This window comes from Psychrobacter sp. T6-6 (assembly GCF_052258185.1).
Classification (GTDB): Bacteria; Pseudomonadota; Gammaproteobacteria; order Pseudomonadales; family Moraxellaceae; genus Psychrobacter.
Genome location: NZ_JBQQEX010000005.1, coordinates 114,917 through 141,155 on the forward strand (window position 1 = coordinate 114,917; position 26,239 = coordinate 141,155).

Consider the following 26,239-nt stretch of genomic DNA (forward strand, 5'->3'; position numbering starts at 1 on the left):
TTCATAATCACTCTTGAAAGTTAAGAATTGTAACTAAAAGGTAAGTGATTGTAATTATAAACTATTGTAAAGGGTAGCATTTTTCTTAGGAAAACAGCAGAAGAGACTAAGACTAATAAAAAATGGATGATATATAATTTTCAGGTGCTAAACGGAATAAATATAATGATGATCGGTAGTTATGTAGTATGGTGGTGTAGGCTCTAATACCATGCAGTTCTCTAGAGCCGAAAAAAAACTGCACAATATTAGGATTTAGCCATCAATTAAATTAATTATAGACCGTCACTCTAAACCCTCCGACCGTATCTTTATCAAATGAATCGGGAGCTTGTAAGCTTTTGCCTACAAAACCGTCTATGCTGATATTGCTTGCATAGAGCCTAGCGCCAAGGCTTGAGCTGAGCAGATATTTCCCTGCTAAGAATTGCGTACTATCACCATCGACCCAGCCTTGATCTACAGTGACATAGGGCATAAGCGTCATCTGATTCGGTAGCGGTAGTATGCGCGCAATCTCTTGCTGTAATAACATTCCTTTCTCACCTGATAGACTTTGTTCTTCACTTGATCCTTTGAGGGTGTAACGTCCACCAATACTGAACCTGTCTTGGGGTATTAAAATATCAGGACTATATTGACCGCGCCATTGCAGATTATATTGATAAGAGGCATCAGAGATATAAAAAGGGCTTCTGAGGTTTAATTGCGCCTCCAATATACTGGGCTGTGATTCCGCTTCACTGATAAAGCTCTCAGGTGCTGCTATTGCTGAGAAAGCACCCGTGCCTCTTTGGTATTGCATACTGACATTAAACTCACCTAAGCTGGTTTGGCGTTGATGAGTGACACCCGCTTTCCAACCTGAAAATCGACGTCGTTGTACTTCAATCTCGATGTCATCAAAGAAGTTTTTTGAATTACCGTGGTAACCACCTATGGTAGCAATCGTCTTAGACTCACTATCTCTATGGATGATTCTTTGCACATCAATAGCGCTATTATCGGACCTGCCTTTGTAGATAATATCTTCATTCAGTCCTGCTAAGGTTTGATCGAAACCATAATCACTATGTGTTAGTTGTAGTTGCCAGTTCTTATAGGGGTAGCGGTAGTTCGCATAGATACTTTCATTATTAGAGGCACTATCTACGTTATTCCAAGGATCAATCGTATGGGTGTAAGATAGATTAAGAACATCGTTTGATGCTAGTGGTCTATCGATGGTGGCGCTAACCGTCCCTTGATACTGACCCGTATCTTTATTTCCAGAGTCATCAATACCAAGCTGCCACTGTATACGATTAGCACGCTTTTGAGTCACAACGAGATCACTACTGCCATACTGCTCATTGTCAGCCGCGTTGATGCTTGGAATAATATCAATCGTCGTGCTATGTGATTGCGGTAATCTAAAGTTCTCTAGACTGGTTTCAATATCTCTTAAATTGATAACATCGCCTTTGTCTAACACAAGGGCGTTGCTAACATTAACCTTTGGATGACTGTCTTCACCGCGCCATACGTTGTCAAGTCGACCAGGTGTAATGCTAATCTCAAGCGTACCACTGGTTAAGTCTTGGGCAAGTAAACTCGCTTGAGTGGTAATAAACCCTTGCTCGATTAGCTCATTCTGTACATTACGCAACGCATAATTCAGACCTTGCTGACCAATGCATTTACCTAGTATAGATCCCTGCCCGTATTTTATAGGCCCTAAGATAGTGGCAAACTGTCTTTTGAGAGCAGATTCATCAGGCAGTTGTAAATTAACTTGATAGATATTAAAACAAGGACTTTCACCAAGCGGTGGCTGTTTCAAGCTAGTATCTGGCGTTGGTTCACTTAGACTGACAAATGGTTTAGAGGTTTTATACTCTAAATTATCAAGGCGCTGTTGATATTGATTGTATTGCTGCTGCTCTATCTGATTTAGATCAGCTTGAGCATAGACGTGACAGGTAAGACCACCTAGGCTACATAATTGGATACTGGTTATCAAAACAGGTTTTAGATGATTCGCAAATGACATGATTGTGTCTATCATAAAAATAAAAAAACAATTGTATATTATCTACAATTGTTTTTTAAGAATTTTTAGATAAATCACTATCTTACTTATGTTTTTATATTTATAAATAATTTACTATCCATTAATCAAATAACTGCCGTGAGTGTATATCTCTATAGTTATCATCAAAGAAGACACTAGACGAACCGAAGATAGCATCCATCATGGCTTGGTCAGCACTAGCGTTCTCAAAGATTTTCTCGCTTTTAATCACCTCAAACAAGCTCTCAAAGGCCAAATTAATTTTCCTACGTTCTTCGCCTTCAGGATAAGCCTGATGATAGCCGCCGTATAGCGCATTATCTGCCCCATAGCTTAAATAATCATTACGTCTGTTCTTGTCTTTGAGATTATCTTCTAAGAATGCTTGGAACGCACGTGCGGCCATTTCGTGTGTTGTTGACCAGTAAGGCTTTGAACGCTCAGCATCAAGCTTCTTAGAATTGGCATAAAATTCTGATATAAGCTCACCGGTTCTCAAAACAATCGGTTCCCCTATTTTATCTTGGTTAAAAAACGCAACGGCAACCTTGCGCCATTGGTTATGATTTTTTCTACGTTTAGACCTATGTGGCGATCCAAGTTTTGCATCAACAATATCTACTGCTTCTTTAGCATCCTTAGCTTCAAATATCAGTTTAGCCAGGCGCGTACTATTTTCTTTGATATTAAGTAGCGCAAGCTCTACATCCTTATCAGTAATTCTAAATACTTCAGGTGCTCTAACATCGCCATTCTTCATGGCCTCTTGTAGCTTAGCAAAAGCTACTGACAGATTGATTGATTTCTCGGCTACCGTCATAGGATCAATACTTAAATACTTGCCAGCGCCAGTCGCACCATCTACGCCTAACACTTCGCCCAAGATATTGTCGATCGCATGGAACCACTCATGGCCCAGTGAGCCACCACCTTTCATTTTAGTAATATTGATGACACGCTGGACCGGTTCATAATGCGCCAAAGCTCCTTTAGTACCACGGGCACCTAAAGCCAGTGCCAGCCTGCCACCAAAAGCCAAGGACTTAGGATCAATTCCCACAATGTCTGACAGGTCCATCATAGCGGCTGCCGCATTCTCAACGTGAAATTTAGCACTGGTTTTATCCTTCAGCACCCAATTACCTGACTGAATATCGCGAAAGCCAAACGTATCTTTTAATTCTTCAGTAGAGTTGATGGTGACCGGGTCACCGCCAACACGCTCAATACTTTCAGCGACAATCAACTCAAAAGTGCTCTTTCTCTTACCCTTATGCTTGCCTTGCTCATCTGATGGACCTTTATCAGGCTTAATAGTTAATTCCCAGTCATTGTATTTACCTTTAATGGCCCTATTGGCATGTTTGATAAAGGCGTCTGACTGCAGCTCTACAATATTCCAGAATCTTTCTCCTAGTGATATCCATGCTAAGGTTGATAGAGGGTCAACCAGTGCCACTAACTTGTTGGCCAGAGCGATTCGTTCAACGTCGTCCACAAGCTCTTTGTACTTATCAATATCTTCACTAACGACAACCGGCGCTATATCTCTTGCAAATCTTTTGTTGAATTCAATATTAGGATATTTCTCAGCAAGCCAGCTTCTCATTGACGTTTGCCGTGCATAGTAGCTACCACGTCTGCGAGCAGCCCTAAAGCTACCACCCACATATTCTACAAAACCTTGCTCCTTGGCAGTATCGTTAGGCACATCCAAGGTTTCTAGTGCAAGCTTTTCAGCCGCCTTGTATTCGCTCTCAAACTCAAAAGACCTATTTTCGATAAACTGTCTTTGCTCTGTTACTTTAATAACTGCTTGATTATATTGGCCCTCATCCAATGCACTAATAGTGTGACCAGACATTTCGCTGGCAATAGCTTTGAGCTCAGCAATCAGGTCCCTGGTACCAATAATATTTTTATTCTCAGTGAGGCGTGATTTTAGCGTATTGATACCGTTAACATAGGCCCTACGAGCCAGCGCCTTCTGATCAATAATTGGAATAGCGTTAAAATGCGCAGCAAGTCTTAGCTTATTTTCAGTACGGCCGCCAATAACTCGGCGCCCTGATGTGCTATTTTGCAAGAAACCCATTACATCCCAATAAGGCTCAGGTGCCACAGATGCTAAAACCTTTTGAATAAGATAGGCGGTACCGGCTTCCACGTTTTGATCTTTTAACGCCTGATAGTCCACACTCCCCATAATGTTAGATTTTTTAATCACATCTTCAGCAACTAAAGCATCAGCTTCGATTTCATCCCATTCAATATCAGTAGCTTTAACAGTAATGCCGTCTTTGGCCAAATCTTTAATACGGCTACTGGCACGTTCTTTGTGCGACCCTGCGATATAGCCGGTATCGGCATAACGATAATTCTCATCGTTTGGATTGTCACTGTAATCGTCATCACCCGTATTATTCAATTCGTAAACAGTAGCAGCTTGCTGGACCTCTTTTAACGTTAGGGGGCTTATTGCACCGATATCCTTCAATATGTCAGTGAGCTTTTTTGCGGCTATTAAGCGCGCCTTTATGTCTGTGGCCGCTTGCAAGCTGGCAAGTGCTGTCTGCAGTCGTTTTAATTGAGCGAGTTTTTGTTTCATAACCATGGGTCCAGTTGATCGTGTTTAGATGATCAATTATGGCAAACAAAAAAAGTATGCTTTTTATAGTGTTCCAATAAAAAACCCTATCCGTAGATAGGGTTCTTGAGATTCTTACTATTCGATTTTTTTGAATTAGTTCGTGAACGATAGAAGAGAAGATCAACTTTGAAACACCGTGCATCAACCCAACTAATCTTGTTCTTTTGATTAATCTTCATCATTATTTTCTTTATTATCTAAAATATCGTCATCGTCATTCTTTTCATTACCTAAAGCTCGTCTTATAGCCTCTGCTTGACTAAAAACCGAATCAGGATATGGGTTTTTTATTAATGCCTGATTGGCTATTTCACTAAATCTAACAGCTATTGAACCAGAATCTAAAGCTCGACTTATAGCCTCCGCTTGGCTAAAAATTGAATTAGGGTATAGGTCTTTTATCAATGCTTGATCAACTATTTCACTAAACCTGGCAGCTATTGAACCAGAGCCTAAAGCACGGCTCATGGTCTCCATTTGATTGAAATATTTAGTTTGATCAAAACCTTCAAAACTTCGCTGAGGCTGGGTCGACTTAAGTATCTTAGATAAACGTAATATGTGATCAATATTTTGGAATGTCTTAATAGATGTATCATTAATAGCTACGGATGACTTCGCATTTTCCGCATCTTCTACATGACCCTCAATTTTTGAAGTATCTTCGACTAAATCAAATAATGTATTCTTATTTTCCAAGATTGCAATACTCTCAGGTTTGGTAGCCTCTAACCCAGTAAAGTAAACATACGACTGTGAAGCATGCTCTTCACAACCACTTATCTGTCCGTTTAATATGGACATTTTCCTAAGTAATTCTGGATCATCTTCATTATCGGGATAACGTATATGATGGTCGATTTCACCCCAAGCCTCGTCCAAAATACTACGGACTTGTAGCTCGACCTTACAGCCAGTGTGTTTCTCTCCTTGCAACGTATAATGAGTAGACCTATAGCGAGATTCCTTCTTCTCTAATTTGTAGTTATAGATTACTTCCCCATCTTTCTTTACTGAAGAATCTTTCGGAAAAAAGGTAAGATCATCATCACTAGCATGGTAAATTGTAATAGTATTATCTGGACAAACATGCAGCTTCTTAAAAATATATTCGTCTACTAAAGACCAGTGAGCTTTAAAGATGAATATTGCTCTCAATCCAATTAGGTCAGTTACGATTTCTTTGTAATTACTTACGTCAATATTCGCATATTTAGGGTTATTATCAGGCTTTTTCTTTTTCCGTATGATTTTATGAACCAAGTGAATGGGATCTTTGGCACGCCATTTAACAGAATTTACTTCTGAACAATGATTCAAAATACGTGCGAAATGCTCAGCCTGCTGCTCCATAAGACTTCTATTTTGTAAGTAATCCGTATAAATGTTATAGAGAGTATTCACACTTATATCAGCCTCATCTAAATCTGATGCTTTTAGCTTCAACTCAAAAATCATTTGATCTTCATTTTGGATCATTTACGTTTCCTTTATCTTGAGAATTATTTTCCAACCAATGTTGAGCTACGCTATAACATATAGTATGTTGTAACGCTAAGTCAAACTTCTATACGCCAGTCAAAATATGGTACCTAAAAAGCTGGTAACTTTCGCATTGTGCTAACAAAAAACCCCATCAATAATGATGGGGTTTTATCAAATCTATTAACTACTATTTGAACCTTAAACAAATATTATTATAGATATCGCAGACACTTTTCTAATGTCTGACAAAAGTGCTCATAGCCATTTAGTCCACCATTGACAGTCTCACGGACAATGCGAGCGCCATAATTCATCTTATAGTCTTTGGTTTCAATACCCTTTGAAGTCAGCGTATTTAGTGTATAACCATCATCATACGTATTGATTTTTTCAGCTTTGGCATTGCAGCCGTTTAACTGCCAAAAAGCCATTGCTGCTTTTACTGCGTTTTCTAAATCTTCAATATGCTTTGGGTTATCGCCAAACGGAATACCTGTCATGTTCTGCAAGATATAGTAGTTACTACGGAACGTGTTTTGAATGATACCGCCACCGCGATAATCCCAACCGTCGTTGGTACCAGGACGATTGCCATAACGCCCACCATACAGATAATTGGCAGTGACCACCTGCCCTTTCGCCAATAATTTTTTAGCCGCTGCAATAGAGGCAATGCGAGTGCTAAAAACCTGGCGCAATCGACCTGCTGTATAAGCAAAACTTTCACGCTTAGCATTAAAGCCGTTGGACTCAACAATGCAGTTTGAAAGAAAAGAACACATTTGCTTTTTAGTCAAAATGTCATACTGCGGTGCGTACTTTAAAATAAGTGGAATCGCTTCAGCATTGACGCCAGGATAAACCTTACGCAGGTTCGCCAATGTGAGATTGTATGGTCTGTTCTCTGTTGATACGGCATGTATTACGCCTAAGCGCTCAATGAGCTCATCGCGAAATGCTGCGTCTTCCATTGCCTTATTGGTAGTATCAACAAGCAGTTGTGTCAGCATACTGGTACCTGATACGTGCTCACGCAATTTGGCAAAGATATCGGTATCGGTGACTGTGGTAGTAGTCATAAAGTATTACTCCTGTGTGGGTTCGGTTTTGCCGCGCATGATATTAAGCTGTTCTTTTAGCAGCTCGTTTTCAGCGGATAATATCCTTGTTTTGATTGATAAAGATCGATTGCGCTTGGTCGCACGGTGTAAAACAAAAGCCACAATCAGCATCATAAAGACCATGATTACCCGTGCTAAAGCACTCTGATAAGAGGGCTCAAATATTGTGCTGCCCCAGTCCGCCCAAATGAGCATGAGCCACGACAGTACGCCCAGCGCCAATATGGTTGATATTGACTTTTGGACCGTGCAAGTGTTTTTACTCATCAGTAGGTAAACGCATACGGTAATACCAATAAATGGGGCAATGAGATTGATCAAGCGCCAGTCAAATAGTGCGTATAGGTAGCTCACTTGTCATCCTCCTTTAAAATCCACGCAGCCAATAACCTAAGGCGGCTCATTGCCATTGTTTTGATACCGTTAAGGGTAAAGGTAGTAAATATTTTTCTTAGACCATCCCAGAGCTCAGTACTACGGATAGCCTCGCCAAGATTGAAGATCAGTAACGTGCCTGCAAACCCTGAACATAGACCTGTAAACATCAGCATCGCCATTGTTGGACTCGATACAAACGTAGGTAAAATAATAAATGCGCCAATCAACCCCGCTAGAAATCCCATCACAAGATTCATAAATTTTTGGGTATAAGACAAACGTGCCTCTTTCATTACATCCACGTATAAAGATGCGACCGATCCAATGGCGGCTAGTACTACGGTCAAGATAAAGAACACCCAAATGGGTAGGTTTAGGTATAAGAACAAATGCGTCTGACCGAGCTCACGGGCGAAAACCTCGCCACCTGCGCCGACAGCAGCCACATTCGCGCCGTTACCCACAATATTTGCCAGCGCAATTTTTGCGGTGGCGACTTTGTGGCTCATGCCGTGTCACTCCTTTTACTATGCTAAATTTTATATATTTATCGTCTTGCTGAATTGGTCGTAACAACTGCATTTAAACGATCAATAACCCCTGCCTTGTAAATACGCTCGTTTTCAATGGTTTTTGATACGCGCTCAAAGCTGGGCGAGTCTCGATACAGTTTTATAAAAGACAATCCTAGTTTAAGGGCTTCGGGCAAGCTCATTTTGCCGTGTTCCACCATGGTAAAAGCATCTTCAAGCAAGGCACTCTGCAAGTCTTGCGGCTGCCCCTGATAAATGGCCAAGGGTGTGAAATCGTGACGGCTCAATAGTGCCGTCACCTCCTGTTTTTATTACTGTTAAGCCTTTATTGTCGCTACCTAATCTGACAAAGTGCGCCAGCTGGCTTGCGCCATTGCTATAAGCATCGACAAGATCGTTAAATTTACTGGTTGCTGATAGCTCGCTAATAAACGCAAAACGACCTTGGATAATGTCGTTTATCTCGTTATCGCTCATAGTCGGTAGTATCGGTTCCCACACAACATCGTCGCCGCCAATAACGCTTGCTAAATTACCGCTAAGCTGGCACGCCATTTGTCCGATAAGCCAGTCTGCCACGTTCTCGCAAATACCCTCTAAAACAACAACGTGAGCGCCGCGTAAATGATTGATTATCAACTCGCCCACCTGTACTTCATTTGGTACGTCCGACTGTATCGTGAGCATCATGTATTCATCGTTCGCGCCAATATTGCCAGCGTTGTACTCATGATCAGTGGTGGCTTGATGGTTTAGCAGTATGTAGTAACGCTCTTGCGCGGTTAATCGACCTGCCAGCGCTACATCACCGCTTAAGTGGCCAATTAAGGCACTTAAGCGCTTTTCGTTAAAGTCGGACGGTATGTGCGCAATATCTATTGCATCGCCAATACTGAGATCAGGCAAGCTCACGCTTTCATTTAATAATTTAATGGTTAGTGTTGTGGTCATAACTAGCGCCTTGTGTTAATGATATTTTGTGCATCCCATGCGGTTAACGATAAGAAGACGACCTGCACCCTAACGGCAATGCGGTTGCCGTCTTTGGTCATAGGGGCTGTGATCGGTGCTGATACGCTCTCAACGACCATGGGGTTATAGGTTTTGCCGCCGTATTGAAGTTGTACCAATGGGGGGATAATTGAGGGAAACATAGCTTCTGAAAACCCATCTTTTATACCGCCAACCAAAAGCGATTGTTTTGATAGCTCGGCGGCTGAAGACCATACTTGTAATTGCTGCAATGCGTCTTCTACTTCTGCTTGTGCGTTCGCCCATGCTTGAAAAAACAACGTGCCAGTGATACGAATTGAGCTAGCAGACGTGAAGATCTGACGGCTGTTTAACTTTGTGAAGTTTGAGCGCCCCAGTAAGCCTTGCAACTTGCCCTCGGACTCACTCAGCATGTCGCCTACGCCTGTTAACTCGTTGGCTGCTGCTACCCCCTCACTTAATAAAGCCCCTGCTCCTATAGGGTCGCTGGTCGTAGAAAATAGACTGTAATAAGCGGCGTTGATCTGTCCTGACTGAATCATACCCATCAGGTTAGGCAAGCGCCCCTCGGGATTCGATGACTCAAAAGGCGTGCTGTACTGGCTTTCAATCGAAAAATCGGCATCTTCAAAAATTGATTCAAGCGTGGGCTGGCTTGCATCAACGCTATACGTTTGCTGACCTTGGCCGCCCTCAAAATTACTCTCAACAACTGGTCTAATCTTTACAACAAGGTTTTTGTTTAAGCCTTTTTCGCGCCAAACGCTGCCTAACGTTTTACCGTTAGGCTTTTGGCTTTTGTTGTTGGCTGGTGCGTCCAGCATTACGCGCCAGCCATGTCGGTAAGGGCTTTCATGCTGATAGCAACTATTTTTTGCTGCAAGGTGGTACTGATTGCCTCTAGCTTGGCGCTAAGCTCGGCATCATCCTCAACCTGATCTACCAAGTCGATTAACTCGTCAGTGTCGGCGGTCATGGGGTCAAAATCGGCGGCGCTCATTTGCTGCTCGATCTCGTTAATGCGCTTAGCGGCGGTGCTTTCTACTGGCTCAGGTTCCGCTACTGGTTCGGTTGCTGGTGTTGTCTCAGGCTCATCATGCGTGTCTGTTGTGCTCATATCGTCATCTACCTGTATGTCTAGCGCGTCTGCAAGCGCTGATTGATATTCGTTGGTGTTATCAGTGAATACGTGCTTGATCGTGGTGATAACCTCAGTATCGCTAGCGCCTTTTAATATCTTACATTCGCCATACGCATCGATCTCAGCACGCAAGTAAACGCCGCCCTTTTCGATCTGAACGGTGATACCGTAAGTTGGGTTAGATTTACTGTCTAAGCCGTCAAACATTGAGTCTTGATAAGCGGTGTTGGTAAAGTCACCGACCACGGCATCAGCGCCAAGTGAGATCGCCGCGTCCACAGTCTTACAAACGGAATCGGCAAAATTTAGCGTCTGATTTTCAAAAAGGCCGCTGTCAATATGAAATAAGTGGCTATGCTCTGGTTTTTCATCGTAGTCGTCTTGCATACCAACCTGAATATCACCATCGCCAATACCTAGAATGTTTAGCTTGTCTTTGTTACGGTCTAAAAACATTTGCGGGTATTCGCTGCTGTCGATCTCGTCGTATTCGTCATAATCAGCTTCGGCTTGCAAGTCCTCAGCGATTAGCTTTTCAATGCCTTTGAACGCGGGATATGTGGCCAATAGGTCTGCTACGCCGTCAAAGAATGTAGGATTGCTGTTTCTATAGGCGCGAGTTTGGGCGTTGTCAGGGTAAACGATAAAACCGCCGTCCGATTGCATGGCTGCTGACCAATGATCTTTTTTGGTATTATCCATGTAGGCGATATAGTTGCCGTCTTGATCGCGCTCTACTGGCGGGTAGTTCTTGCTAGCATCATCAGCGCTAAAAAACTCTTTACCCTCTTTTAGTTTCATAGACGCATTATTTGCTTTGACCACCTCAAGCTGTTTGAGAACGCTGGCATCGTCAGGATAGTTACCGCCGCTAAAGTTCTCGCCTTTTACATGGTACTTGCCAGCCTGTTCGGTTACGGTGGCCAATACGCGACCACGGCCATTAACATAGACTGAAATGGTTTTTTCTGCTTCATCGCCGCTTTCTTCATTATCAAAATACTGCGGGTAACCGTCTTGATTTGCTTCAATAGCAAAATCCATTCTATCTATATCAGTAGTGCGAATCCTTACTAGCACTGGCTGCTTGTAAGCCTCGACCTGTTCAGCGCTAAACCCAAATTCATTAGCATTCTCAACAAGCCATGCGCGATAGTTTTCGGCATCGCCATTGTCGTATGCCAGCTTTACGGCCATAGCTCTACCGTTGCCACTTTCAACAATTAAATCATCGCCCACGATAGGTGCACCGTTCCCCACTCGGTCTGTTTGGCCTAGTTTTTCGGGTTGAAGTTTTTTAGCATTAGCCTTGATCGCCTCAACGGATTTTTTATCGCTACGATCACGCGGCTGTAGTGCTTGTGGAAAATCAGGATTGGCAACACCTGCCGCATCATGCGATACGATTAGTTTTTTTGCTTCTACTAGCGCAAAATTACTGCTGATCTTAGTGCCTTTGACTGTCGTTGACTTGTTGACGCTGCCTTTGGTTACTTTGTCATCCGTGGTAGTGTCGCTGGCAAGGTCTAAATCTTCATCAAAGAAAATATTTAAGATGAGATCGCTAGCTGCTGCATCATTTGTTGATAATTTGTCAAACTGGTTGACATTTTCATCATCATCTTGATAAGATTTATTTAAGCCTTGGTAATGGCTGGGATCGGAGAGCCGATCAAACGATTCGTTTGAGACAGCATCCCCTAGAGCTGCCAAGGCTTCTTTTTTGTTTATTCCAATATCATAAAGCGCTTCGCCTTTATCTGTTTTCTCAAGCACCACTCTTGCATCTCTAGCGATACCGTCGACTTCTACCGATACCGTCAAAACATAGTAACCATATATATTCGGGGCTTTGTCTTTGTACGCTTCGGTGTAGCTGTAATACTTACCTTTTTTGATCATTTCAGGAATCGCGACAACCAGCTGTAATTTATCGCGGAATGTATGATTTGCTTTTGCAATATGCTTACCACCACGGCGCTTCAAGGCCACATCGCTATCAATCGCTTGGCAAAAAACCACCTTATCTTTTAGGTTTTCATCAAAATAAGCCATTGCATTGTTTTTGGCGGTTTTGAAGTCCACGCCTTCGCTCACGTCTATCTCTTGACCTGTGATAGAGATTGTCGCGTCCTCATTGCTGTTATCATCTTTTTTTGATCCCACCAAAGTTAACTCGGTACTTAATATTTGCGCCAAACGCTCGCGGCGCTTAGTGATTTCAATGGTTGTTTGGCCAGCTAATCTCTCATTGTCCATGATTGACTGAGCAATGCCGATCAAATCTTGCTTACCTACGCGATAAGCAATCAAGAGCTGCTCGTAAGCAGGCATTTTGGCCGCTGCCAGTGCGTCAGCCAGTCTCAAAAACTGCTCTTTAGGTAGCGCTTGGACAGACTCTATGGTCATATCCCATTCTTTGAAACGCTTGCTGGACTTAGACAAACTGCTGATAATCGCTTCCATTTCGTTGTACTTGTCGGCCTCGCTTTTGGCTGCGACCTGTTCATCGGTAAGCTGCGCGTCAGGATTAAAAATAAGCTGGCTTATGGGCGCTCTCATTGAGCCGCCGTCATCAATAAAGATTCCCGTAGTTCCATCAGGTGAATAGCTTTTGAATATGCCACGGCTGATCTCGCCGTACTCACCCATCCATATAACCGCATCACCCTCTGAAAAAGCGCCGCCCTTTGGCTTCTCAGGCTCAGGCGGTTTTTCGCTTTCATCCTTACGCTCTTGCATGGCCATATCGATTTTTTTGTTTAAGTCCATAATGTCGATATCTAACATGCTGATCGTAGACTTTCTATCAGCGACCGTCTGTTCTGCGTCCAATAGCTCTTGCTCAACCTTGGCTTTACGTGCTTGCGCGGCTTTAAAGCGTTTAGAGTTCTTAGCTGCCAGTCGCATGATGCGGCGTGCCAGCGCGGGTAGCTGCACGTTCTCGCCGTGTTTTGGTGACAAAGCGGCGGTTACGTCACGCTTGTTTAACATCCATTTCCACGACACCATGTAATCGGTTGGTAGTAGTTTTGACGACGACTCTAGCGGCTTATGGAACCAAATAGACAGCTTTTGGCCGTCCGATAAATCAAAGACAAACGCAATGTTAATCACACCTTGGCGCTTAAATTCTTTAGTTTGCGTGACGTTAGTTACAGATAGATCGTCGTTGCTCAGGTCGCTAAGCGCCTTGAACAAACGGTCTTTTAGCAGTGGTAGACGGCTTTTAGTGTCCATCAACGCATCAAACTCTGCTTCCTCCGCGTCCATTTCAAAAAGCGCGTCTGCCAAGACAAAATCAGCAACAAGCTCGTGGCGGGTATCGGCGCGGGTAAGGTCAAGGTACAAATTGCGATCTTTACCACCATGACTGACTAGGCTATCGTTATGATCCCATTCAACGCTGTCAAACGTGACGCGCTCGGACTCAACGACCAATTCAGGCGCGGTAATTACTGGTAGATAGCTTTTGTTTTGTGATGGGTTATTCATTAGTTTGTTGATAGCGTCAATCGACCATGCGTGATCTTGATCGATACCGTCAAACTGCATGGCGTTATTGGCGATTAGTTTGCAATGAGTGCCGCCCAAGCCGTCTAGCTGGGTCTTGGCGACCTGTAGGGCGTGGTTGCTGTCCATCGCGCCGCCAATGGCCATGCTGTCGATATAGGTATTTATTGAGTCAAAAACATTTACAACGTGCCAGCTGTCGTCAGCACTACCAACGGCGCTGTCAAAGCTCACGCTGTCAAAGCCTGTGCTGTCCGCTAGTACCGCTGGGATATCACGATAGCGCCCAGTAATGCGGCCAGTCTCATAACGACTGTACCGACTGAGCGATTGACCGTTGGGGGTTGTAATGTGGTGGGTGCTGTGCGCTTTATTCTGTGTGGTGTATGCCATTTCGCCGTACCTATGAGTAATTAATAAGATACGGTTATTCTGACAAGTTTTGAGGTAGGCACTTTAGGGGTGTTCCGTGGGTTAGCGCTCGAAAATTAACGGCCGCATTTTTTGAAAGGTGATTGATTCTTTTACAACCTCACTTCTACCAGTCGCGCCAGTCTCAGCACGACCGCTTTTGGCCGCCACAATCCAAGATCGTGTGACGGCTGGCGGGTCATGCGGTTTTTTATGGTTGATCAAGCCAATGGTTAACTTAAAACAATAATCCTTTGGTACATTGACCGTACCATCTTTATTGAACGCCAAGTCGTAGCACGCTCTGAACGACTTAAATATCTCGCCTGTACTGGTTTCAATAAAGGTCATGTCCATTTCATCGGCGGTCTTTTGCGTTAGATAGCTGGCGGGTAACGCGCCAGCATAAAACGATTCCGCATCAGCGCTACCTAGTGACAAGTCAGCCTCGGTCACAAGGTAACTTAAGGTCTGATCAGTAAACCACGGTATGCCGCCGCCAATACCGTAGATATCTTCGATCGTCACGACATACATACACTGTAACAAAATCTCATGCGCTCTAACTTCGCCATACATTTTTCTAAGATCCTGTATTGGCAAGTAGCTCTTAGCGGCGTTGATAGCGCTATTGGCATAGCTATTGGCGATGCGGGTAGCGTTTTTGGCTACGTTGTCAAAAAAGTTAGTCTTCATCATCAAAGTCCAATTCGTCGGGTAGCTCGTCGTCTTGCGGCGGCGCGGGTTGTCCATCAGGCATCATCATGTGATCACCCTCGGCTGGTGGCGGCGTGGTAATAGAAATAGCGATCTTCTCAGCCATGGCCACGTCATAACCCATTTCGTCTTCTAGGATTAATTGCGTGGTTTCTTTGTCCAAGCCTAGCTCTTTGATCATTTGTATGGCTTGCGTCTGAATGGTTGTTGTGTTGGCGCGGTTCTGCTTGTTGTTTAGCGCTTGTGAGGCTGCCGCGTTTTGGTCGCTGTAGAAGTCAAACTGCCATGGGTACTCTTTAGAATCAAAGTGCTCTCCGTACTTGATGCCCCAATGAATACTCATTAAGTGATTAAGCGCATCAATGATTGCCTGACGTATTAACATAGATCTATTCATGATCTGTGCTGACGTGTGGAACGCCGCCCCATCGCCTAAACCACCCGCCAGCATGTCAGCCCACCCCATCAGTGCGAGATCAATACCAAGGCCACCCGCTAAGCGTCTTAGGTTGATCATTAACGTACCCTCGTTAAGCGGTGCTTGGCGCTGTGAGATATCGCCCACTGACTGCAAGATCTGCTTATCGCCCCATTGCGGCATAACGTGATAGCTTGTACCGTACAACGCCTCGCCGCCCTTGAACGCGTCTTCTACCTGTCCGCGATAGTTGCTAAGCATTTTGGTAAGCCCCTCTTTATACTTTTTAGCTTGCGCTGGGGGCATACCCTCCATGTTGATCGTTAAAAAGGCTTGCTTTACGCTGTCTGCAATCTGTTGGTTATTGAGTCCAGCACGGCTAATGGTCACGTCCTGCCACGGTTCCTCGATTGGGTATAGGAATGAGCCGCCAACCTCGCTTGGTAAAATCGGGTTGTCATAGCGGTTGTTATAGATCAGTGTTTTTTCATCTTGCCAAACTTGTAGCGCCATTTGCGGTACGTTGGTAATGCGCGGCATTTTTACCCGCAGCATTTGCATCGGTGTTAGCTTGGCGATTGAGCGCTCAAAGTCTTCTTCTTCTAACGCATGAAAACCGATAGTATCCCCCGCTTGCTCAAACGGCATGATTAGTGGCGGCGCGGTGTGTCGGTTATTCATCAAGCCAACAACGCCTTTGCGCTCGTCGGTATAGATACGCGCATAACTGTCACCAAAACCGATCGCCTGACGTGCCAGCGGGAATATATGACGATTGATAATCTCGGTCATGTGACGTGATTCACGGTCTACCTTGTCGCGTAACTCTTTGGCGCGGCGGCCTTTGCCTCTAATGCGATCATGCGGGGTTATAAAGATCATATCCCCTGTCGTTTCGTGGCCACCCAGCGCGGCGGTGGCGTGTAAACTTAACGCCTCTGCGATCTGTGGGTCTTTTTGCATGATCTCCCACATGGTGTAGATCTGCTGGCGGGTGCGAGGTATTTTTTCTTTGTTGTAAAACGTGCCAAGCTCAAATTGGTTTATGGCATCGTATTGATGATTTGCATCATGAATACTCAATGGTGTGCGTGCGTGTCTCGTTTTGCGGTCGGTTATAAGCATACCCGCCATTCTGTTAAAAATTTTCATATTACCGCCTGATTAATTAGTTGGGTGTACTGGTGTCGCTGCCGCCTTCTTTTACGCCGCTGTGATAGTGGTATCTCACTGAAATGTTGCCAGCGGTCATATCAACCGTTGAGTGCACGCTGCCGTTAATGGTCTGATTGCCGTATGACACGCTGTTGCCGTTGATGGTTTGGCCACCATTGATCAGCTGATTGCCTGTCATAAAGTAATTACCAACTTGGTTGATATCGCCTTTTGCGTTTGTCTCAGCATTGATATTTAGCTCACTGGCATTGATGGTCACGGTATCGGCATCAAGGTTTATTTTGCTGGCTTTTAAGTCGATAAAATCTTTAGCGCTTAGCGTTATGCTGGTACGCGCCAATAGCTCGATATTCTCTTGACGTATGCGGCGCACGTCTACGGTTGCGCGGCCTTGTCCGTGACGGCGGTAAAACACCACCACTGGCATTGATACATCACCTTGCTCAAAAAACACCCATACATCAGCCCCCGCCAATAGCTCACGCTCGGTGTCCAAGTCGTCATCGCCAATAGGGTACGCCAGCATTGCGGTGATACCGTCTGCCACGCCGTCTGTGAGGCCAGCAATAGAGACTTTGGCGGTACGGTTAACCTTGTCATAGCTCACAAGTTTAGCGGGGTGCATATAAGGGGATATAAAGCTCATTGTTTGGTGTCCTCGACCTGTGCCAGCCATGCTTTTGTTGCCGCGACTGATTGGCCGCCTAACGCGCCTGATTCGTATTTGTGAACACCAGTAAGTGTGACCAATAATTGACCATCAATCGTTATGGCCGCGCCAGCGTCCAAGCGCTCGTCCAGCTGGCGCGTTATTGTGGCTTTGGTGATCAAAATGCGGCGTAGGTTCTGTAGTTCGCGGGTATCGGCGCGGGGATAGTATTGTATTGAGCGCTCAGCTTTTGCCGTGCCTAAAATGTCTGATCCATTGTCATCGATCGATAGGTAGTTAACGTTGCCGTGCCTGACCTCGTTTGGGTTGTCTACCCACTGAACCGCGCTTTTGTCAAAAAGGATAGCGTCACCGTTCGTAAGCTCGTTTAGGCGTATAACAGATAGGCCGCTTTCGGTATTGCATACCACGGCGGCTTCTCGCTGCAATGCCAGTGCAATCGGTACGGTTGGTAGCTGTCCTTTTAGGCATGTAAAGCTGGCAAGTTTGATATCACGCGTTATTCTCACTTTTGCGCCAAGCGCTCGGTAAACTTCGTTAAAACTGGTGTTTTCCAAGTGCACAGCCTTATTGGTCACGCCAAGCAACGCTTCACAGCCAGCAAGAACGGCGATCACATGGATAGCAGCAACGCGGCGGCCAGCCTTAACCGACTGCTCGTTGATCACTTGTGACTTAATAATTACCAACGGCACGCCTTTTGGTGTGGTCATCTTGCGATTAATGGTAAATAAATCACGCAATCTATCATCAGCCTTTACCACAAGCTCCAACGTCACTGGTACTGGTACAAGGTCGGTTCGATAGATTGCGCTGATTAGATTACCACCGCCAATTTGACTACCATCTTCTAATTGAATATTCACGCGTTTGTCTCAATAAATGGTTGGTTAGGGTGTGGCCGCCAGTCGATCGGCGGCCACGGTATCGCTTACAACCAAGTCGAACCACAGCTTGTCATAAGTGGCTCTATCGTTAACCGATTGCACCTCACATTGACCGTCTGATATCTTTGTCCAAGTGGCTGTAATTATTGCTGTAGTGGCATCTGTCATAACTGCTCCATGATTTCTTTATAAGTGCCACAACCAAGGGCTAGTGTTGGGATAGCGCGGGTCATCATCGGGTATCTCAATGCTAAACGGCTGGAATTGGAACGCCTCTTTTTGCATAACCCTTACGGCTTCGTCGTACAACTGGCGTGCTTCACTTGACGACATGCCAGCGGGTTGAACGCCTAAATTTTGCGCCCCCTCCATTCGCCGCGCCTGTACTAGATCGCAATGAGCGCGGATAACTGGCTCAACAATAAGCCAGTCGTCCACACCTAAAACGGTATTGTTATCAACGACCAATAGCGGCTTATCGCATGATTGATCGCTTTTGGGGCAATGCTGCAACTCGCCTGACCACCCCGCATACTTTTTAGTATTAATAACAAACACCTTGATAACGTCACTGAGCAATAAAGAATATCCAGTCGTTAAAAGTTCATCATACAAATCATTGGCTGCATCTTCGATCGTGCCAATAACGTGATTTACGTCTGTATCGTTAACGCTCATGAGGCCACCTTAACCAAAAATGGTAACGTCATTTGAAGAAAATGTAGGTGTTAAGCCGCCAAGGGCGCTTAGTGCGCTGTTTAGGGTGTCAGCGAAAACGTCCGTACCTGTTGAGCCAAGTTTGCTTGCATCGCCAAAATAGTTGTAGCGACATGCTGCCTGTACCTGCAAGATTTGGCTGCGGCTGGCCGCATCAATCTCACCGCCGCCGTCAGCAAATGTGATCGCGCAATCGATAAGCTCATATTCGCGCTCGCCTTTGATGGTGTCGCCGTCATCAACAAAGCCGTCATAAATGCGTACCAGTGGAATAACGCCGTCATGAATATTAACGAGATCATCAGCAAATCGTGAGATCGCGCCGCTTTCGGTTTCAATAAACGTCCATTGGCTCTCAAAGTTGGTTTTACGCGTGCCAGCGGCGTGTGCTTGTAGGCCGCGTGCTAAATCTACATCGGCGGGGTCATGGTGGCTTGAGATCGGGCGCTGGAAGTTCTGTAGCAGCATATATAGGTCTTCGTAACCATCAATGACCAATACCGCATTACACGCCAGCATAGCCGCGCCTAGCGACTTCATCGTGTTGTATTGCTTGCGGTAGGCTGCAAGACTGGGGGTTTTTGTTTTCATGAAAAAATAGCCTTATCAATGAATGAGTGATAAAGCTATTTTGACAAGTTATTAGGCGGGGCTTTTAGGGGTGTTCCATCGATCGCGTTGCGATCTAAGGTTAGTAAGGTGAAAAATTGGCTATTTGGTGCAACGTGCCAGCGGCGGCCACGGTTAACCCTGTGTCCTCGGTGCTCAGGCTAACGGCGATCTCAGGCACAACTTGCCACGGTACAAGGCGAGTCATTGTTGGGGCAAGCTCTGAAAGCTCAGCAATATTTACTGACGCATCGATCTTGATACGCACGCGGCTGGTTAAAAACAGCCCATCGGCGCTCGTTTCTCTGACGTGGTTTGGGTAGCTGTCAGCTAGCGCTTTTGAGTGCCATAATTGTTTGACCTCGCTTTGGTTCGGGTACAGCATGTCTAAAACAAATTGCAAAAACCCTAACCCGCGCTCACTGGCCATAGACTCCCAGTTTGCATAAATAATGCTCATTAGCTTGTCGCTTAAGCCGTCATCATTGCGCCGTAGCACTGCAAGGCCGTTTAGCTTGGTAAAGCGCTCAACAACGGTACGACCACCCTGCCAAGGCACGCCGTAGTTGTAAATATCATTCAGCTGGTCGATCATCTGATCTTGAATGGTGGCAACAAACACGCCAGCCATAGCGCGTTCTAATTCATTGGCTGCGCTGCTATTCAAAATCGGTGACAAAAAATCGCTGGCTGTTAGGCTTACATCGTCCATATCGCGTTACCACTGTCTGCTGTTCGGGTTAGGTTAATGGTGATACTGTCGCTATTCAAAAACGCCCATTCATGCGGTTTCACTGGGTTAGCGCTCACGTCTTCGCTGCTCACGGTAAAGTCACTAATGCGATCTTGAAACGCTGATATATCAGTACGCAAGCGCGTTGCAATCTCTAGCTGATTGAACCCATCGGCGTTATGGTGGATTGCGGCAAGCGAACCTTTGCCGTAACCGATCAATAGCAACTCTTTAATCTGTGTGCGTACCGCGTCCATATCGTGCACGGCGGCCAAACGCCCTGTAATGGTTATGTTGTATGGTCGCTCGACCACAGATCTAACCCTAACGCGCCCATCTAACAAACTGTCGGCGCGTGCGACTAATTGCTTGATATCGGTGATCAGCTGGGCTTCTTCGCTGGAACCGTCATTTTTAGCCACGATCGCAAGGTTTAAGTGATTGATGCTATCCAATGACGCGCCATAGTATTTTTCATGCGTGGCTTCATTCCATATCGCCATGTAATCAAAGCGGCTCATAAAGTGCTGCATGATCAAAAAGGTAAAATTACCCATAAAAACCGCGTTACGGTCGTACATTGATGGAAAACTGGCCAACAACCTAAGTTGATTGATAGTCAATGGGTTAGCGCCAGCGCGGATCATATCGCCAGCTTTGAAATATAGGTTTAGCTTGCTTTCATCGCTGGTATTGATCTCACTGAGCGCCGCTTGCCCTAGACTGGCGGTATCGACCTCACCGTAACTCTGTGTCAATGCAAACTCGTAAACCTCACCCGCCTGTACGGTCTTGCCAGCGCGATCACTCGCCCCAAAAATAACGTTGATCTTAACGAGATCATCGCTTTGCAAGGTATAGGATGGCGCGTCTATTGCGGCGTTCATGAATTTAGGCGCGTGCTGGTAGATCTCACCAGTAGTCGTATTGGTAACGCCAATGCCTGAAAAGTACGCGCCGTCTGTGGTTGATAGCGACACGGTATAAAACGGCTCATTTACTGGTACGGTCATGCTGACGCGGTTGATAATGCTCTGCTCAACTAAAACGGTTTTAACCTCACCCGCCCCCAGCGTGAGTGAGGCAAGCAAGCGCCATTGTCGCCCTGTACCGTCCTCGATCAGTCGGCCTTGCGACATATTTAAGGTGCTTTGGGCGTTGTTTTCAACGGTTAAAAGGTGCTGGCAAGGTGTGGCCGTTGGTAGCACGCCTTTGTTGATTGCGTCAGCAATAATGGTGCGGTTTTTTGACTTAATAAACGGCTCAATCGCGTTCACATCGTTATCACGTTTTAGGAATAACGCCACCTCAACGATGGACGTTAACATGGCGCGAACGGTTGGATCGCCAGCACGCCAGCGCTCGGCCACCTCGGGGTAATCGTTAATGTTGCTGTTTATGCTTTCTAGTATATTATTGCGCTCGAACATTGTAGTAGTCCTGATCTACGGTTTCTGTTGTTGACTCGCCAAGCTCGATATCAATACCGCCTACGCTTAGGTAGATATATAACTTGTCATAGCCAGCGGTGGCCGTGTTAATACTAAGCTGACTATCACTAAGCTGGTTTAATAGCGGAATATCACGGCGTAACTGCGCTAAAAAACCATCGGCGTTATCGGTGCTAAGCTCACGCAATAGCATAGTGCGCACGTCTGCACCGTAACTTTGGCCAAAATAACCATTTGGCGGCGTGGCCAGCCAGTGATCAATCATGTCTTTTATTTTTGGGGCATCAATCATGGCCAACCCTGCATGTCTTGGTTTGTTTTAATAGGTCGCTTACGTGCTGCATCATCGATCGCGGCCAACTGAGCAAACGGACTGTGTGCCACAAAAACAAGCATCATTAGCAGCCATAACAGCCCCACACCCATAACTCCCAGTATCGCCAGTAAGCCTACCCCGCCAGCGCCCCACGTTTGCGTCTGCACCATCAAGGCGTAAAAGCGCCATAGTAAAAACAAGTAGAACGCGGCAAGCGGCACGGCAACACTGGTTGCACCCTTGGCTGATTTGGTTAGCGCCACACCTAATGTGGTACTGCTCATCATGTCACCCAGCGCTTTAATGCGTGCCTTACAATCGAAAAATAAGAAGATAAGGATCATCCACGCCGCGCCAGTTAAAAAAGCGTCTACTATGTAGCTGTTTTGCATGGTGTCACCTATTATTTATTGGATTCTTTGATCTTGGCCAACTGCTCTGTTAACTCGGCCTTTTCGGTGGATTTGTTTTGAATAATAACGTCCAGTTCTTTGATCTCGTCAAGCAAGGCGTTACGTTGCTGGGCTTTATTCATTGGTCGATTAGCGCTACCGCCGCCACTTTTAGCGGGGGTTTTACGCACTTTCATCTTGGCACGCTTGGTATCAAATTTCTTTTGCCCTGTCTTGATCATGGTTGCCAGTGCATCGACTGAGGCATTAAACGATTCGTCATAACCGTTATCAAAATCGCCTGATAGCGGAACCATCTTACCGTTAACATCGATACGGAAAATGTCGTATTTTTCGCCGTCATCAACCAAGCGTAAATAGATCTTTACCGTTTGGCCATTCTCTAGCGCCATGCTGACTGGGCGAACGCTTGCGCCTGATATACGCTTTACCTTTTCAATGGCGGTGTCTACTACCTTTTGCTTTGTGCTGTACGCCAGTCGTTTTGAGAAGTCGGCAACCAATTTGGTCTTTTTTGTGATCTCGGATAGTTTCATGTGCCACCTGTATAAAATGAATGTTAGTGTTTATCTCTCTATTGTAGGTGGATAGCTTGGCGGGTCGTTGGCGGTGTTCCAATAAAAAAACCGCCCCATAATGAGGCGGTTTTTTCGTTGCTAGCAAGTCGTTATTAAGAGTTAAAATAACGTGATGAACCCGCATTTTGTAAGGCTTTTAAACGGTTTTTATTACCTTTGTAAATATTCATTTTCATGCCCTTATTGAACGATTTTATTTGCTTCATAATCGCTCTGCCTGTACCCGCTTTTTTACGTGCTTTTTTAAGCGCGGCTTTTTGGCCAGCCTTAAGCAATGGCTTACCACCGATACGCTTGTTGATAGTCACTTTCTTACCGTTACGGATCGCTTTAACCGCTTTGTAGGTCAGCGTTTTACCGTTGACTTTTTTCACCGTCTTTTTGCCAACGCGTAATTTTTTACCAGCGGCGTCAAACTGCGGCTGTTGGCCGTCCATGCTGTCAAACGCGCCTGATTCCTCGGCATCGTCTACGTCTTCATCGCTATAAGCGAACGCGGCCACAAACACATCAAAATCATCACCATCATCAGGCATGTTCTCTAGTACCGTTTCGGCGGCGGCAAGCGCTGCGGCGTCTGCCACTTCAACGTCATCATCAAACATATCATCGATCACTGAGTCTTCAACGCCAAGGGTAGATAACGCGTCGGCAACGTGGGCTGAAAATACGTTTTTAACGTCTTGATCGATACCCTCGATATCTTCGTCGTCATCATCGACAAACGCTTCAAGCATTAGCGCGTCTAATACTTCGCTTGGCAAGATATCTTCGTCGTCATAGTCGGCTTCTGATAGCGTGGCGGCAAGCATAAAGGACACAGATAGTGCCTGAATACGCATTTGACTGGTTGCGACCATAGCCATACGTTCACTGATTGGATCAGCGCCCAACTTGTCGGCGGCATCTTTTGGGTTTAGCGCGTCAAACTGGGCTTGTTGGCGCTCATGGTTACGATCGCGGCGGCGTTGGCTCATCATTGGGTTTAACATAATTATTCCTTAAAAAAATAGGTGTTTACACTGTGGTTGGTACTGATCGCTAACGCTGGCGTGCTGGCGATCAGCGGGGTTATTACTTCGTTACTGTGGTTTCTAAAAATGCTTGGCGTGCGCAACCTTGCGGACGGCGGCTAAACTTGATATCTGCCTTGCTGAACGGATCATCAGCGCGTGGCGTGATACTGAGCGCGTAATAACGGCCGCCAAGCTCCGACGAGCGCACCAATAAGCCTTTACCGCTATCATCAACAACGCACGCGTCTAAAAAGCGCTCACACTCACTGGTCGCATCTTTAATAAAGCTGCTCATACCCTTTAGTAAATGCTTTTTGGTGATACCGATCACGACATTGGCGGTATAAGTCTCAATCTCGGACGAGTTGATCAAGCGTAAGGCGCTTGTCTTGCTGTTGTACTGGGTTAGCGCATCGCCATAGATAAAGCGGTCGCCGCCCTCAAAGCGTTCATTGATGACCACGTTCACGCCAGCGCTGGCAAGGGCGTTTTGCGCTTCTTCGTCAAGCGTTAAGCCGCTGATCTTTTCCATATCACGGAATGATACTGGGAAGTCGTAACCCGCAATCGGGCGATAGATCGGCGGGATACCTGCGGCGTTACTGGCGGCATTGCGAATCAATAGTTGTGCGAGGTAGTCACCAACACAAGGTCGCCATTTTTTACGCGCCAGTACGGTTGTTGCGGTGCTAGGGCGTGACTTGTTAGGGTTCCAAAACACCCAAAAACGATGGTCGTTAATGCTTAGCGTTTCAGTCAGTGCGACCGCTGATTGCCAGTCGGTAATATTGCCAATATCAAGCAATACGTGACAGTTGATCTTACCCATAACCTCTGCCAGCGCTTCAATATTAGGTAGGCTTGCCACCTCACAACACACTAGATAGCGTGGACGGTCGCGCATGTCTAGCAATGCGTTTTTGATCTCTTTTGGCGTAAGATCGGTTACGGTGCTGGCTGGTACGGCCAACTCAACTTCTTTGGTTCTAAACGCCCCAAGCTCATTTAACGCGCCCATGGCATCAAGCGCCGTCATGATCGCGGCGGCATCGTTTGCGCTATAACTGGTATTGACCGACTCGAAAAAGTCGTAATTGCTATCTAGTGCGCCGTAAAAGTCTAGCTTACCTGTGATATAGCTAAAATCGTCGGCGTGCTGTTCCTCTAACGCTTCAACGCCGCCACCAGTGTATAAACGTCCTTTTAACTCCGTTAATACGCTGCCGTCGATCTTGTCGCTAAAACTGATCTTAAAAACAAGGTTGTTTAGGGGATCTTCACTGGGTGCAAAAGTCTTTTCATCGACCGCCACAACTTTTGCCACAACGTTTGAGTCAAACGCGTATTGTGTGACAAGCTCAACGCTTGCCAGCGCTGCGGGGTTGGGTGACTCCGTAAGCGTCATAGAAGACGCTAGAATACTTAAATAAAGGGTCTGAGCGCTCATAATAAATTGCCTATACTGTGTTGGTATTCAATCAGTATAGGCAAGGTTTGATTTGTGCTTTTAGGGGTGTTCCATGGCCAATATTAGCGCGGCAAGCCCACTTCTGCTTCGGGAAATGAAAAAACCATAGAACACTCTGATAGAAATTCAACATAATCACCATCAGCATGATACGTGGCGGGTGCTAAGCCTTTTTCATTTAAAGCGCCGTTGGTATTAGTCAGTCGCGCCTTTACAAGATCAAAGATATCTTTTCTAGGAAAGTCAAGGCCGCCCCATGGGTCAAGCTCTGCCATGTCATCGTCCGTGCAAGGCATCACCCTTAGCGTGGCTGGCGCGTTATTGATTGTAAGTCCTATGCCGCCACCTGACGCTTGGTTGAGAAGATCCTGTAGCTCGTCAAACGGCGTTGTTCTGATCGCCTCTACCCACTGCTCAGGGGTGTACATTTCACTAATGGGAGTGCTGCTAGCAAAAAAATCTCTCATTAACTCTTGAGTAAAGCAAGCGAGGCTGTTTGTGCTTTGGTTTGGGTAGTCGCTATAAGCGTTAGGACTTAACAGCACCCCCATAATAGCGGGTTCTGCTTCGGGGCTATTAAGATTAATTATAGGGAGATACTGCCCCCAGCCCTCATTGATAAAACCATCGCTAGGTAGAAAAAAGCCATTTAGCAATGTCAAAATAGCCGCGTCCTCAAAGTCTGCGTCTGGCATCTGATCGACAATATCACGAAAATAAGTATCTGAAAAACTGATTAAGAATGGTGCACCATCATTTATCTGTACCTTGGTACATGCGGCATAAAACATA

25 protein-coding genes are annotated in these 26,239 nt (G+C 45.5%); all 25 read right to left on the bottom strand.

Annotation, left to right across the window (positions count from 1 at the left end):
- Positions 1-271: 271 nt before the first annotated feature.
- On the bottom strand, positions 272-2,032 hold the full coding sequence (locus ACTXGL_RS09615) for a ShlB/FhaC/HecB family hemolysin secretion/activation protein (RefSeq protein WP_443526516.1): 1,761 nt from the start codon (positions 2,030-2,032) through the stop codon (positions 272-274).
- A 121-nt stretch (positions 2,033-2,153) separates the two neighbouring features.
- Complete coding sequence (locus tag ACTXGL_RS09620) at positions 2,154-4,661, bottom strand: LPD1 domain-containing protein (RefSeq protein WP_443526518.1); 2,508 nt, start codon at positions 4,659-4,661, stop codon at positions 2,154-2,156.
- A 210-nt stretch (positions 4,662-4,871) separates the two neighbouring features.
- A complete protein-coding gene (locus ACTXGL_RS09625; RefSeq protein ID WP_443526520.1) occupies positions 4,872-6,182 on the bottom strand; it encodes a RelA/SpoT domain-containing protein in 1,311 nt (436 codons plus the stop codon).
- A 218-nt stretch (positions 6,183-6,400) separates the two neighbouring features.
- Positions 6,401-7,267, bottom strand: a complete 867-nt coding sequence (locus ACTXGL_RS09630; protein WP_443526521.1) for a glycoside hydrolase family 19 protein — start codon at positions 7,265-7,267, stop codon at positions 6,401-6,403.
- 6 nt (positions 7,268-7,273) lie between these two features.
- Positions 7,274-7,663, bottom strand: coding sequence for a hypothetical protein (locus ACTXGL_RS09635; protein ID WP_443526523.1), 390 nt, complete (start codon positions 7,661-7,663; stop codon positions 7,274-7,276).
- Entirely contained in the window at positions 7,660-8,196 is a 537-nt protein-coding gene (locus ACTXGL_RS09640) for a hypothetical protein (RefSeq protein ID WP_443526525.1), read from the bottom strand. The genes ACTXGL_RS09635 and ACTXGL_RS09640 overlap by 4 nt, the downstream gene beginning before the upstream one ends.
- Positions 8,197-8,234: 38 nt before the next feature.
- Positions 8,235-8,507, bottom strand: coding sequence for a hypothetical protein (locus tag ACTXGL_RS09645; RefSeq protein WP_443526526.1), 273 nt, complete (start codon positions 8,505-8,507; stop codon positions 8,235-8,237).
- On the bottom strand, positions 8,434-9,171 hold the full coding sequence (locus tag ACTXGL_RS09650; protein ID WP_443526527.1) for a hypothetical protein: 738 nt from the start codon (positions 9,169-9,171) through the stop codon (positions 8,434-8,436). The genes ACTXGL_RS09645 and ACTXGL_RS09650 overlap by 74 nt, the downstream gene beginning before the upstream one ends.
- Positions 9,172-9,173: 2 nt before the next feature.
- Complete coding sequence (locus tag ACTXGL_RS09655) at positions 9,174-10,037, bottom strand: hypothetical protein (protein WP_443526528.1); 864 nt, start codon at positions 10,035-10,037, stop codon at positions 9,174-9,176.
- Complete coding sequence (locus tag ACTXGL_RS09660) at positions 10,037-14,260, bottom strand: defense against restriction DarA-related protein (protein WP_443526530.1); 4,224 nt, start codon at positions 14,258-14,260, stop codon at positions 10,037-10,039. Before ACTXGL_RS09660 ends, ACTXGL_RS09655 begins: the two co-directional genes overlap by 1 nt.
- A gap of 81 nt (positions 14,261-14,341) precedes the next feature.
- Positions 14,342-14,977: a hypothetical protein gene (locus tag ACTXGL_RS09665; RefSeq protein ID WP_443526531.1), complete on the bottom strand. Its 636-nt coding sequence runs from the start codon at positions 14,975-14,977 to the stop codon at positions 14,342-14,344.
- Positions 14,964-16,565: a hypothetical protein gene (locus ACTXGL_RS09670; protein WP_443526532.1), complete on the bottom strand. Its 1,602-nt coding sequence runs from the start codon at positions 16,563-16,565 to the stop codon at positions 14,964-14,966. The genes ACTXGL_RS09665 and ACTXGL_RS09670 overlap by 14 nt, the downstream gene beginning before the upstream one ends.
- Before the next feature lie 16 nt (positions 16,566-16,581).
- The gene (locus ACTXGL_RS09675) at positions 16,582-17,235 is read right to left on the bottom strand and encodes a hypothetical protein (protein WP_443526533.1); all 654 of its coding nucleotides are present in this window, start codon (positions 17,233-17,235) and stop codon (positions 16,582-16,584) included.
- Positions 17,232-18,125 (bottom strand): hypothetical protein, encoded by an 894-nt coding sequence (locus tag ACTXGL_RS09680; protein WP_443526535.1) that lies wholly within the window; start codon positions 18,123-18,125, stop codon positions 17,232-17,234. Before ACTXGL_RS09680 ends, ACTXGL_RS09675 begins: the two co-directional genes overlap by 4 nt.
- A 24-nt stretch (positions 18,126-18,149) precedes the next feature.
- Positions 18,150-18,314, bottom strand: coding sequence for a hypothetical protein (locus ACTXGL_RS09685; RefSeq protein WP_443526537.1), 165 nt, complete (start codon positions 18,312-18,314; stop codon positions 18,150-18,152).
- A gap of 18 nt (positions 18,315-18,332) precedes the next feature.
- Positions 18,333-18,824, bottom strand: a complete 492-nt coding sequence (locus tag ACTXGL_RS09690) for a hypothetical protein (protein ID WP_443526538.1) — start codon at positions 18,822-18,824, stop codon at positions 18,333-18,335.
- Positions 18,825-18,833: 9 nt separating this feature from the next.
- Positions 18,834-19,454 carry a hypothetical protein gene (locus tag ACTXGL_RS09695; RefSeq protein WP_443526540.1) on the bottom strand — a complete coding sequence of 207 codons (621 nt, stop codon included), beginning with the start codon at positions 19,452-19,454 and terminating at the stop codon, positions 18,834-18,836.
- A gap of 100 nt (positions 19,455-19,554) precedes the next feature.
- Positions 19,555-20,184: a hypothetical protein gene (locus tag ACTXGL_RS09700; RefSeq protein WP_443526541.1), complete on the bottom strand. Its 630-nt coding sequence runs from the start codon at positions 20,182-20,184 to the stop codon at positions 19,555-19,557.
- Positions 20,172-21,635: a hypothetical protein gene (locus tag ACTXGL_RS09705; protein ID WP_443526543.1), complete on the bottom strand. Its 1,464-nt coding sequence runs from the start codon at positions 21,633-21,635 to the stop codon at positions 20,172-20,174. The genes ACTXGL_RS09700 and ACTXGL_RS09705 overlap by 13 nt, the downstream gene beginning before the upstream one ends.
- On the bottom strand, positions 21,619-21,948 hold the full coding sequence (locus ACTXGL_RS09710) for a hypothetical protein (RefSeq protein WP_443526544.1): 330 nt from the start codon (positions 21,946-21,948) through the stop codon (positions 21,619-21,621). The genes ACTXGL_RS09705 and ACTXGL_RS09710 overlap by 17 nt, the downstream gene beginning before the upstream one ends.
- The gene (locus ACTXGL_RS09715) at positions 21,945-22,364 is read right to left on the bottom strand and encodes a hypothetical protein (protein WP_443526545.1); all 420 of its coding nucleotides are present in this window, start codon (positions 22,362-22,364) and stop codon (positions 21,945-21,947) included. Before ACTXGL_RS09715 ends, ACTXGL_RS09710 begins: the two co-directional genes overlap by 4 nt.
- A gap of 11 nt (positions 22,365-22,375) precedes the next feature.
- Complete coding sequence (locus tag ACTXGL_RS09720; RefSeq protein ID WP_443526546.1) at positions 22,376-22,921, bottom strand: defense against restriction DarA-related protein; 546 nt, start codon at positions 22,919-22,921, stop codon at positions 22,376-22,378.
- 134 nt (positions 22,922-23,055) lie between these two features.
- The gene (locus ACTXGL_RS09725; protein ID WP_443526547.1) at positions 23,056-23,955 is read right to left on the bottom strand and encodes a hypothetical protein; all 900 of its coding nucleotides are present in this window, start codon (positions 23,953-23,955) and stop codon (positions 23,056-23,058) included.
- Positions 23,956-24,037: 82 nt separating this feature from the next.
- Complete coding sequence (locus ACTXGL_RS09730; protein ID WP_443526549.1) at positions 24,038-25,426, bottom strand: hypothetical protein; 1,389 nt, start codon at positions 25,424-25,426, stop codon at positions 24,038-24,040.
- A gap of 83 nt (positions 25,427-25,509) precedes the next feature.
- Positions 25,510-26,238, bottom strand: coding sequence for a hypothetical protein (locus ACTXGL_RS09735; protein WP_443526550.1), 729 nt, complete (start codon positions 26,236-26,238; stop codon positions 25,510-25,512).
- Position 26,239 lies beyond the last annotated feature (1 nt).